This window comes from Xenorhabdus kozodoii, from assembly GCF_002632875.1.
Classification (GTDB): Bacteria; Pseudomonadota; Gammaproteobacteria; order Enterobacterales; family Enterobacteriaceae; genus Xenorhabdus; species Xenorhabdus kozodoii.
In genome coordinates, this window is sequence record NZ_NJCX01000046.1 from 1 (window position 1) to 9,019 (window position 9,019).

12 protein-coding genes and 4 pseudogenes are annotated in these 9,019 nt (G+C 37.0%); 7 read left to right on the top strand and 9 right to left on the bottom strand.

All coding sequences use genetic code 11. The annotated features are described in order from the left end of the window. The first annotated feature begins 103 nt into the window (after window positions 1–103). Together Xkoz_RS26465 and Xkoz_RS18415 are read left to right on the top strand one after the other, a co-directional pair. Entirely contained in the window at window positions 104–376 is a 273-nt protein-coding gene (locus tag Xkoz_RS26465; RefSeq protein WP_099143405.1) for an ogr/Delta-like zinc finger family protein, read from the top strand. Further along, window positions 377–571 carry an ogr/Delta-like zinc finger family protein gene (locus Xkoz_RS18415; RefSeq protein ID WP_099143406.1) on the top strand — a complete coding sequence of 65 codons (195 nt, stop codon included), beginning with the start codon at window positions 377–379 and terminating at the stop codon, window positions 569–571. Between the two features lie 15 nt (window positions 572–586). Here the strand turns inward: Xkoz_RS18415 and Xkoz_RS21420 are convergent, their stop codons facing one another. Beyond that, a complete protein-coding gene (locus Xkoz_RS21420) occupies window positions 587–754 on the bottom strand; it encodes a hypothetical protein (protein ID WP_167386627.1) in 168 nt (55 codons plus the stop codon). 100 nt (window positions 755–854) lie between these two features. After that, window positions 855–977 (bottom strand): hypothetical protein, encoded by a 123-nt coding sequence (locus Xkoz_RS24590; protein WP_279627421.1) that lies wholly within the window; start codon window positions 975–977, stop codon window positions 855–857. Between the two features lie 240 nt (window positions 978–1,217). Here Xkoz_RS24590 and Xkoz_RS18420 point away from each other — a divergent pair. After that, window positions 1,218–2,109, top strand: a pseudogene (locus tag Xkoz_RS18420) (IS982 family transposase). Window positions 2,110–2,115: 6 nt separating this feature from the next. Here Xkoz_RS18420 and Xkoz_RS18425 read toward each other — a convergent pair. The 3 genes from Xkoz_RS18425 to Xkoz_RS23620 all read right to left on the bottom strand — a co-directional run bounded on the left by Xkoz_RS18425 (window position 2,116) and on the right by Xkoz_RS23620 (window position 3,153). Further along, entirely contained in the window at window positions 2,116–2,469 is a 354-nt protein-coding gene (locus tag Xkoz_RS18425; protein ID WP_099143407.1) for a hypothetical protein, read from the bottom strand. Next, window positions 2,466–2,768 carry a hypothetical protein gene (locus tag Xkoz_RS18430; protein WP_099143408.1) on the bottom strand — a complete coding sequence of 101 codons (303 nt, stop codon included), beginning with the start codon at window positions 2,766–2,768 and terminating at the stop codon, window positions 2,466–2,468. Before Xkoz_RS18430 ends, Xkoz_RS18425 begins: the two co-directional genes overlap by 4 nt. Before the next feature lie 154 nt (window positions 2,769–2,922). Continuing rightward, window positions 2,923–3,153, bottom strand: a complete 231-nt coding sequence (locus tag Xkoz_RS23620; RefSeq protein ID WP_339373912.1) for a DUF6246 family protein — start codon at window positions 3,151–3,153, stop codon at window positions 2,923–2,925. Between Xkoz_RS23620 and Xkoz_RS18440 the strand changes: the two are divergent. The 3 genes and pseudogenes from Xkoz_RS18440 (at window position 3,052) to Xkoz_RS18450 (ending at window position 5,228) form a co-directional block, all read left to right on the top strand. After that, window positions 3,052–3,598 (top strand): annotated as a pseudogene (locus Xkoz_RS18440) (site-specific integrase). The gene Xkoz_RS23620 and the pseudogene Xkoz_RS18440 sit on opposite strands and share 102 nt — an antisense overlap. Window positions 3,599–3,872: 274 nt before the next feature. After that, window positions 3,873–4,256, top strand: a pseudogene (locus Xkoz_RS18445) (Arm DNA-binding domain-containing protein); the annotation flags it as partial. A 492-nt stretch (window positions 4,257–4,748) separates the two neighbouring features. Then, entirely contained in the window at window positions 4,749–5,228 is a 480-nt protein-coding gene (locus Xkoz_RS18450; RefSeq protein ID WP_038251805.1) for an Hcp family type VI secretion system effector, read from the top strand. On the opposite strand, the gene Xkoz_RS18455 is transcribed toward Xkoz_RS18450, so the two are convergent. Both Xkoz_RS18455 and Xkoz_RS18460 read right to left on the bottom strand, forming a co-directional pair. After that, the gene (locus Xkoz_RS18455; protein WP_099143412.1) at window positions 5,225–5,641 is read right to left on the bottom strand and encodes a hypothetical protein; all 417 of its coding nucleotides are present in this window, start codon (window positions 5,639–5,641) and stop codon (window positions 5,225–5,227) included. The genes Xkoz_RS18450 and Xkoz_RS18455 overlap by 4 nt on opposite strands. Continuing rightward, the gene (locus Xkoz_RS18460) at window positions 5,634–6,320 is read right to left on the bottom strand and encodes a hypothetical protein (protein ID WP_099143409.1); all 687 of its coding nucleotides are present in this window, start codon (window positions 6,318–6,320) and stop codon (window positions 5,634–5,636) included. The genes Xkoz_RS18455 and Xkoz_RS18460 overlap by 8 nt, the downstream gene beginning before the upstream one ends. Before the next feature lie 532 nt (window positions 6,321–6,852). Here Xkoz_RS18460 and Xkoz_RS18465 point away from each other — a divergent pair. Further along, a pseudogene (locus Xkoz_RS18465) lies at window positions 6,853–7,026 on the top strand (phage major capsid protein); the annotation flags it as partial. Between the two features lie 414 nt (window positions 7,027–7,440). On the opposite strand, the gene Xkoz_RS18475 reads toward Xkoz_RS18465, so the two are convergent. Continuing rightward, on the bottom strand, window positions 7,441–7,992 hold the full coding sequence (locus Xkoz_RS18475) for a YfbU family protein (protein ID WP_099143410.1): 552 nt from the start codon (window positions 7,990–7,992) through the stop codon (window positions 7,441–7,443). After that, complete coding sequence (locus tag Xkoz_RS18480; RefSeq protein WP_141554446.1) at window positions 7,982–8,500, bottom strand: hypothetical protein; 519 nt, start codon at window positions 8,498–8,500, stop codon at window positions 7,982–7,984. The genes Xkoz_RS18475 and Xkoz_RS18480 overlap by 11 nt, the downstream gene beginning before the upstream one ends. Window positions 8,501–9,019 lie beyond the last annotated feature (519 nt).

A 9,019-nucleotide genomic window follows, 5' to 3' on the forward strand; every position in this document is an offset into this window, starting at 1 on the left:
TTACCTCGTATTTTGTATAAGGATTCGACACCCATATAGCAAAGTCGGTAACTCTCAACCTTTCAAGGTTCAGTGTCAGATCACGTCGTGACTAATACAATATATGTTACGTGAAAAATCGAAACCTTTAATTAAAAGCAGATGCTCTTATCCACCTTGTCCGATTTGTGGCGGTCAGTTAAGAATCAGATCCAGTGAACATACAACGGAAAATATACAGAGAAAGTATTTTCGGTGTGGTTCTTCGAATTGCAGCTTTCGCTGTATCTCTTTTGAAGTGTTTGAAACGGCGTTGAATGACGCGCATTCTACCCCGCAGTTTAGCCATACACCCACCAATTTTTATAGGGCTGACAGGCCATCGGAGGGACGTTAAATGTTTTCCTGTAAAAAATGTGGAACACAAACAAAACAGCGCCCTCACTTTGCTATTGAACCCAGTGTGATACGTCGTTTTTATCAATGTCGTAATTTGTTTTGTGGTTTTTGCTTCACGACGATTGAAACATTTCATCTATCATCAGATTCATTCGCAGAAAGTGCACCTGAACGCAATATTCAGGTGCAATAACATCATCAGGGCAGGTTAATATTCACATAAACTCTGCTCTTCCTGCATCGTTGTTACCGTACTCAATTGTTGTTGCTGGTGAATACGGTAGCGACTCAATATTTTCTGACACTCCTCAATATGCTCTTCAAGCTGTTCTTTTGAAACAATGACAGTGCTATTAGACTGTTTTAATTTAATCATATGACCTCTATTTATTGGATTTACAGCATACTCAGGAGTGATGCACGGTAACTATCGTCAGTTTCAGCCCGTTTTAGCTGAGCGGGTGTCGTGTTGTTGTTCATGGCATGAATAACCGCATCAGGTAGCGCACCGATATAGTGATCTCCGGCGTGATCCCTCGACGACCAACAGGGCGTATATCCAATAAATAGCGTCCATCTTCACATTTTTTAATTGCCATCGCGGTTATGTCTTTTCAAAAATCCAACATTCGATTACTTCGGGTTTTTGCATGGTGCTACCGATAGGTAGTGCGGCATTAAACGCCGCATTTACACGGCTACGCATGCTTTTTGTACAAATGAATTTTCTTTTTTTAACCTGAACTTCGCTTAAGAAAGGAAAGACAAAAGGGAACTAAGTGCCTGAGGCGCGATCAAAGTTTTTGCTTAGAAAACAAAATAGTGGGGATCCTCAGGCTATGACTACTTTAGAAGAACTTTTCTGTTGCGTCGATGACTTTTGTCAAACCTTTATTCCCCTGTGGGAACAACAGCTCATTGAGAATAATCAGCTCAAGCGTCATCGCGCCACTTCCCTGTCTCTCAGCGAAATAATGACTCTCCTCATTTTATTTCACATGAGCCATTATCGTCATTTTAAAGCGTTTTATACTGAGTATGTGCAACAATACCTCAAAGCAGATTTCCCCAGTCTGGTGAGCTACAATCGAATAATAACATTGAAGAAAAGAGCCCTTATTCCGTTATGCGCTTTCCTTTCTTCACGCAAACAAAAATCACACGGCATTGCCTTTATCGATTCCACTAAAATCGCGGTTTGCCATAACCTACGTATTTCTCGTCATAAAGTTTTTGAGGGTGTCGCGCAGCGAGGAAAAACCCGCACAGGGTGGTTCTATGGCTTTAAACTCCATCTGATTATTGATTATTGATGATTGCGGTGAGATTTTATCCGTTAAATTAACACCGGGAAATGTTGACGACCGTCAGTCGGTAAAGGAATTAGTCAAAGGTTTAACCGGGCATCTCTATGGTGACAAAGACTATTTATCCCAAGTGTTATGCGATGAACTGAAAGAGGAAGGGCTTACGTTAATCACGAATGTTCGCCGTAGTATGAAAGCCAAATTTTTATCGCTTTGGGACAAGGCCATGTTAAGAAAACGGTTTTTGATAGAAACGGTGAATGACCAATTGAAAAATATTTCTCAGATAGAACATTCAAGGCACCGAAGCGTAGCCGGCTTTTTACTGGAAATAGTCTCAGGACTGATTGCTTATATATTCCAGCCGAAAAAGCCGAGCTTAGGTTTACGTGACCATGAAATGGTGATGCTTAAACAAAGTTGAGGTTAGTTAAGCGGCTTTGTGGCGCTTATGGGCTGATTTTCTTTTTTCGCCTTTCATCGCTTTGCTATGAGCTTCCGCAAGTACCCGTTTTTTTTCACTGTTGGCAAAACGATTTAAAACTTGCCTGATTAATGGCTGATAACCCAACCCGTTAAGATCAGCTATCATTTTCAAGTCTTCTATCAGAGATTTGTTTAACCTGATCGAAATTGGCTGCAAATCCAGCACTTCATTAATCAATTCTTCCGTAATATCATCAGATACTTTAATGTGAGCCTCACTGCAACCAAGCTCACCATTATCCCATGCTTCATCAGTGGAAATTATTGGGTGTGTTCGCTTATCAGTTTGTTTGCTCATTTCTCTGTTCCTAGGCCGTATTTTTTGTAAATTCTCAGTTCATCTTCGTTAGGTGCGCAAGCTGTCCTTATGGCAACCCCTTTTTCTGGGTAGTAAATAAAGACTATCTTCAACTCAACGCCATAATCAGTTTCAGATATAAACCATCTGGTCGGTGGGTCAGTCTTATTATCTTCTCTCGTATCTTCAAGAAAACGCCCAACTCGATTGGAAAAACACTGGAGTATATCTTCTTCATTAACAGGCGGATTTTTGCCTGCTAACTTCAATCTGATGTTTGATGAAATCAAGAGCTTCATGTGACGGTGTCTTTAACCCATGATTAAGCTGTATATACAGAATATACCATGAAACAGATTGAAACAACTCAAAGCGACTCACAAAATATCAATAGATAATGTATGATCAATAGATAAAATAAATTACCAAGATATAGAGTTTGTATATACAAAACTAGCCATCCTTGGCTTGGTTATTATCATTTTTCATACTCACCAACCTTCTTTTACCGCTCATCAAATCATGAGTGCGCTGATCATCAGCATCAATAACAGCGTCGTATTCCTCGCGTGACATATTGAAATGCGCGCGGGCTGCATTGATGTATTCAATAGCTTTAAACTGGTCAGAAAACTCTTCTGTTCCTTCATGCCGCTGGAGTTTTCGGATTTTGACCCAGAAGATAGCAAATCAGGTAAGGCTATAGGGGTCGCCCTGCCTGACACAGCATGCCAGGTTTTGCGCGATCAGATAGGGAATCGCCAAAAATACGTTTTTGTGCATAAAAAATCTGCCAACCGAAGTGATGGAACAAAAACACCCGTGATCAGAAAAATGCGAGTCGATGATAACAAGTCGTGGAATTCTGCATTAAAGAGGGCAGGGATAGAAAATTTTAGATTCCACGACCTTGAGGCATACATGGGCTAGCTGGCTGGTTCAAGCCGGCGTTCCATTATCAATTTTACAGGAAATGGGGGGCTGGGAGTCAATCGAAATGGTTAGACGATATGCGCATTTGGCACCTAATCATTTAATTGAGCATGCGCGGCACATAGATGCGATTTTTGACACTCACGTCCCATCTGCGTCTCATGTCTCAATTATGGGCAAAGCAAATAACATGTAACTTATTGATAAATTTGGTGTCCCCTGCTGGACTTGAACCAGCGACCAAGCGATTATGAGGCGGGAATTAACATTCTACTCATTTATATTTATTCTTAATTTTCAATTAATTATGAAAAATTAAGCAACTGTGTAAATAACCAGAAATAATCTAAAATACTTGTCTACGGCATCCTATAGGTATCCTAGAATATGAAAACGATTCACAGGATACCTTAATCGCTTGGTAACGATAGAAAAGTGGATTTTCACTTTTTTAATATAGGGAGGGAGATGTGGAAACGTTCAAATTTACGAAAGCCAAATTAGAGAGCTTACCACCCGCAGAACGTGGGCAAATCGAATATGGGGACACACTAGTAAACGGGTTACGTATTCGTATCGGTACTAGCGGCGTTAAAAGTTTCTGTATCTCCAGAAAGAAAAATGGAAAGTTTATCCGAGCCACATTAGGGCGGTTTCCTGATCTCACCATTGATAATGCAAGAGCAAAAGCACTAGAGGTTCTTGGTGAGGTTGCGACTACAGGCCAGAATCCCAATGTCGTTAAGCGTACCAATGAAAAAGCTACAGTGACATTATCAGATGCTATAGAAACTTATATTTCGAACCGAGGGCATAGATTAAAACCATCTACAGCTAACCAATACCGTTCTATACGCAATTAACTTTAATTCCTGCATCTTCAAGTTAATTGCGTATACATTCTCTTCATTCATATAAAAAAGGGGTGAACAGGTGATACAGTCAATGAATAGCCTATTAATTGCGGAAAACCCAGATGTAGCAAGGCTTTCAAGGGTTGTGCAGAGGGTGCATAACTGAGAGGGCGAAAAAGATTTATAGGGGGTATCTCTGGCAGGTAAATAAAAACATCGTTATGTTTTGATATATATCAAGACATAATTAGAATTAGCAGATTAAATATTCATTTTTAGAGACTATTTAAAAATTCATTCTTTCATATGATAATTATCAGAATTTCTTAATGTAACGATACAGGTATCATTGAGTGGTAATGTTTTAGAGTTTTATGTTATATTTTTTATTATTGTAATTTTGTTTTATGGGAAATTATGGCCGTGGCTATTGACAGGTAGATAAATAGCTATATATTTATGGCTATAAAATAGCAAGCAAAAGGAAATGAAATGGCTAACATTATTTACATGACTTTAAATGGTAAAAAGCAGGGGCTGATATCAGCAGGTTGTTCAACTTATGATTCAATAGGTAATAAATACCAAGAAGAAAATAAAGATAAAATATTGGTTTATTCTGTGGATCACGATATCAGCAGGGAACATAATGTAAATCATCAGCCTATGATAATAACAAAGCCAATAGATAAATCATCTCCATTATTAGGCGTTGCAATATCAAGTAATGAGCATTTAGATTGCCTGCTTGACATATATAGGAATAGCTCAGCAGGAGGATTAGAAAAGTTTTACTCTATAAAATTAACAAATGCAACTATAAAAAATATCTCAAGCCACTACCCCAACTCACTAAGCCACAATGATATGCAACCATATGAAAGTATAACAATTTCATATGATAGCATAACATGGACACATCACATTGCTGGCACATCGGGTTACAGTATAAGAGAAGATAATGTATTTTAGTTCTTCTCAACTAAGAACAAAATGGTACGGTCAGTATCATTTTGTTTTATCTGTATAAACACATTTCCTTTATGCCAGGATTCACTTCCATCTGTATTCCAATATGCGTTTATATCTTTTATATAACCTAATTTTTCAATATAATTTATTAATTCTACTTTACGATTTAGATTTACATTTGAAAATAAAATTGAATTGCTCATTGGTTTTATACCATCTGGTGAGTCATAAGATACAATGTAATTATTTGAAATAATAGGGATGTTTTTAACTTCGTCAAAGGTAAATAAATTGTACCTAATAAAATCATTTTTTGTATATAAAAAATGATTATCTACAAATAAAATAGGAATAGTAAAAATCAGTCCTAAAAAAAACAGGACGATAAATGTAATTTTAATAATCTTATTCAAGTTCAATCCCCACATCTCTTACTGCATGTATGTTATATCCTGTTCTATCTTCAATATGTATTAGCAAATGACTCCTATCTATATCAGTGATCGGTGATATAGTATTAAGAAATGTAGGTAAAGAAGAATAATATGGTCTAGCATTATTAGGGTATTTTTGGGGATCAGGAAATAATAAAGGCTTAAACATTTTATTTTTATACTTTCCTATAGCGCCATAATAATCCCATCTTTTTAGTGCATCTTCTTTACTTATAGGTTGAAGCTGAGGTAAATAGTCAACTCCCTTTATAGCCTGATAAAATCCAAGTAGATTTGAAACCAAATCCTCACCACTGTACCCACTATCTGTATACCAATTAAAGGGAAATGAATCTTGATGCGCTTCAAATAGATGAGTGGTATACATCATAATAGTAAGTGCAACTCTTTTTTTATCATTTAAAGATAACCCTCTTCTAACCCTCCATCTTGTTATTTTAGATGTGCCATATTTTAATCCAAGCCCCATGTATTGTGTGTATTTAATGGTAAAGTATGATTCTTTAGTATCATCACCTGAGTTTATAGCAGCCATTAACATTCTGGCATCATTACCTTTTGAATGCCCAGTGTCTACCCACCCTAATTTTTCAGTATAAACTAACCTTCCTTCTATTACATCACTTCTACTACTCATGAAAACCCCTATAATTTAGTTAAGTACGCCATAAAATTTTAGATATATGATAATACGCCAAATTATTAAGTTACTGCCTATAGAAACGTCTTAACAAAAACCTACTGTTTTATTACCTGACACCAAACAATAATTTTCTATAGAGTATAGATAATATAATCACATAGTAGACTAGTAAATCCCAATCTCACTTTTTAGTAAGTGACGTATTTTAAATATAAATTCACTCTAAGCAGTGACATGTATCAAAAATATCAGATAAGAATTATTTTATATGGTGATTGTCATTATTAAAACTACTGGCTTTTCATTATTACCTAATGTTAATCTTTGGGTGATTAAATGTTAATTAATATTTTTAAAATTTAACTCTGCCATTACTGCTTAAGTGAAAATATCCTACGCAAAATGAATTTATAAATTAGATGTGAAATGATAGTTGTGTGCTTACTCAACAGATTCAGAATCCTTTCATTATTTTTCATGGTGTTAAACAATTATTTATTGAAAAATAATTTTCCCGAAAAATACCATGAAAAAACTGCTCGAATTACGCCAGCAAAAAGCAACCTTTACCGAACAAATGCGCTCACTACTGACCAAAGCCGAAGACGAAAAGCGCTCACTCAACGCCGATGAAGCTAAACAATTTGACGAGTTGCGTAGTCAGTCTGATGCCCTGAATACGGAAACCGAACAAGAAGAAATCCGCGAATAAGATTGACCCGGCGATTGCGTTCCTGATGAGTTTTGGCACATGGCAAATTGAGCATGAAGAGTTTGCGTTTATCTTGAGTGAAGAACAGCAACAGCGGCTGGATAACTTTGATGGGATTTAGGTGGATAATTGATTTTTTAATTAAATTAGTCTCTACTTTATCTGGCAATGTTCTGTAGAAAAAGTACGACTAAATCTGATGGTCAGCTATGAGCGAGATATAGTTATTCACACTCTAAGAATTACTAACAACAGTATGTCATGGTTAACGGAAAGCTACTGGCAGCCAACAGCTATACTGATCCAATGAGTAATTAAGTACATAAAATGGTAGCTGGACAAAACGATCCAGCTACCTGAATATTACATAGATTTTCCGTGTCCATCTATATATTCATGTGGTTAACGATTACTGGGATGTCTTTTCTCTAACAGAATCAATGTCAGCTGTTCTACTGAGAGAGGGTGTCCCATATTGTTTTTTAATTCAGGTGTGAAAATTTTCAACATCCTTAAATATCCATCTAAACTGGGTGCGTGAGAATTGAGATCTCGTCTTTTAAACTCTTTAAAACGACCAAGTTTATTGATAATGAAATCTGTGGCAACCAATAAATTTGTTTCATTATTGCCATCAAATCCTCTGAAAAAAGGATTGCGACCAAATGGTTCAGCATCCACTGCTAATTTATTTTTTTCGTCTTCATTAAGTTCAGCATAGCTATATTCGATCACTCTCCACATATCAAGAATATCGAATACAGTCTTCACATCAGAAGGAGTATCCTGATGCTCGAAAGGAATACCGGAATGTTTCCAAGGAATAGCCCAAGTTTGATGTTCGTATATAGCATCACGAATAAAATTATGATCAATATCACCCTCTATGTTATTTTTTTCATATAAGTCACATAGCATAAGGAGAATAAGTTTCTCACTATCCCTAATTTCCATTTTTATCACCTTTAGGATTGAATGTAATTTCATTTGAAATATTACCGATAGTTGCTTTAAGTGAAGATAATTTCGAATAAATATCACGACCTTCTCTTAATTTGTCTTCGGGTAATATTGAGTCAGATAATGATGAAATACTTATCCTAATTCCGGATAAAAATTCATCAAGATTTATATCGAGTTTATTTTTTAGATGTGAGTCAGCAAAGACTTCCTGGAGTTGTTCAAGAAAGATTTCCGTTTCATCGATGATGGGTTCAATATTGATGCCAACTATTTTCTCAACGTTACACCCCACTCCAATCTGACGAACTGATTTTAGTGTATTGCTTAATGCTGCATGAACGGTACTAGCTTGTCGGATATTCCGGTGATAGCGTATTTCCCTCACAGCCAACTGAGCATCTGTTGCAGCCCTACGTGATTTACACCACCCAATTACCGAACCAATGGCACATAAAATAGTGACACAAGTCCCTATGCGCGATAATAAAACATCATCCACTTCCATACTCCTATCTGAGAATAGTGTACCGACATTGATATTTTACTGGCACAAAGCCGATTGTCATATTAGCTTGAATCCAGAGTATCAAGCATATCAATTTACATGAACTGTTTAATAGCATATCACGCAAAAAGTTAAGCGTTTATACTGGTTCGCTTATTGAACCAGCTAAACCAATCAGTTAAAGTAGCCTCGCCATTGGCACAATCTAATGGTCAAGGATTCTCACCCTTGTAAAGAACTATCCACTGGTAGGAAGTTTCTGCCAGTGTGTCTGCTATCGCCCTTTCAATGGCGGTTCAGACGGGGGAGGCTTCGGCCTCGCTGGAAGATAGTTCCCAGTTGTGAGAACCCTGTTTGAATCGCCACCATCAATATTAATTAATGGAAGGGGTAGCAGGAATGAATAACAACATCAGAAATCTATGGTCACCCCCGTTTTTGCAACACTGATTTTGATGTCGGGTTGGCTTGCTTAAATCTATCCGGCGTCTCTATAGGCAAAGATGCCCGCGC

Coding starts and splice junctions, on each gene's coding strand:
- Xkoz_RS24590 (WP_279627421.1), bottom strand. CDS start 977: ATGGCAATTAAAAAATGTGAAGATGGACGCTATTTATTGGATATACGC.
- Xkoz_RS18425 (WP_099143407.1), bottom strand. CDS start 2,469: ATGAGCAAACAAACTGATAAGCGAACACACCCAATAATTTCCACTGAT.
- Xkoz_RS18450 (WP_038251805.1), top strand. CDS start 4,749: ATGGCTAACATTATTTACATGACTTTAAATGGTAAAAAGCAGGGGCTG.
- Xkoz_RS18475 (WP_099143410.1), bottom strand. CDS start 7,992: ATGGAAATTAGGGATAGTGAGAAACTTATTCTCCTTATGCTATGTGAC.
- Xkoz_RS18460 (WP_099143409.1), bottom strand. CDS start 6,320: ATGAGTAGTAGAAGTGATGTAATAGAAGGAAGGTTAGTTTATACTGAA.
- Xkoz_RS18415 (WP_099143406.1), top strand. CDS start 377: ATGTTTTCCTGTAAAAAATGTGGAACACAAACAAAACAGCGCCCTCAC.
- Xkoz_RS21420 (WP_167386627.1), bottom strand. CDS start 754: ATGATTAAATTAAAACAGTCTAATAGCACTGTCATTGTTTCAAAAGAA.
- Xkoz_RS26465 (WP_099143405.1), top strand. CDS start 104: ATGTTACGTGAAAAATCGAAACCTTTAATTAAAAGCAGATGCTCTTAT.
- Xkoz_RS18430 (WP_099143408.1), bottom strand. CDS start 2,768: ATGAAGCTCTTGATTTCATCAAACATCAGATTGAAGTTAGCAGGCAAA.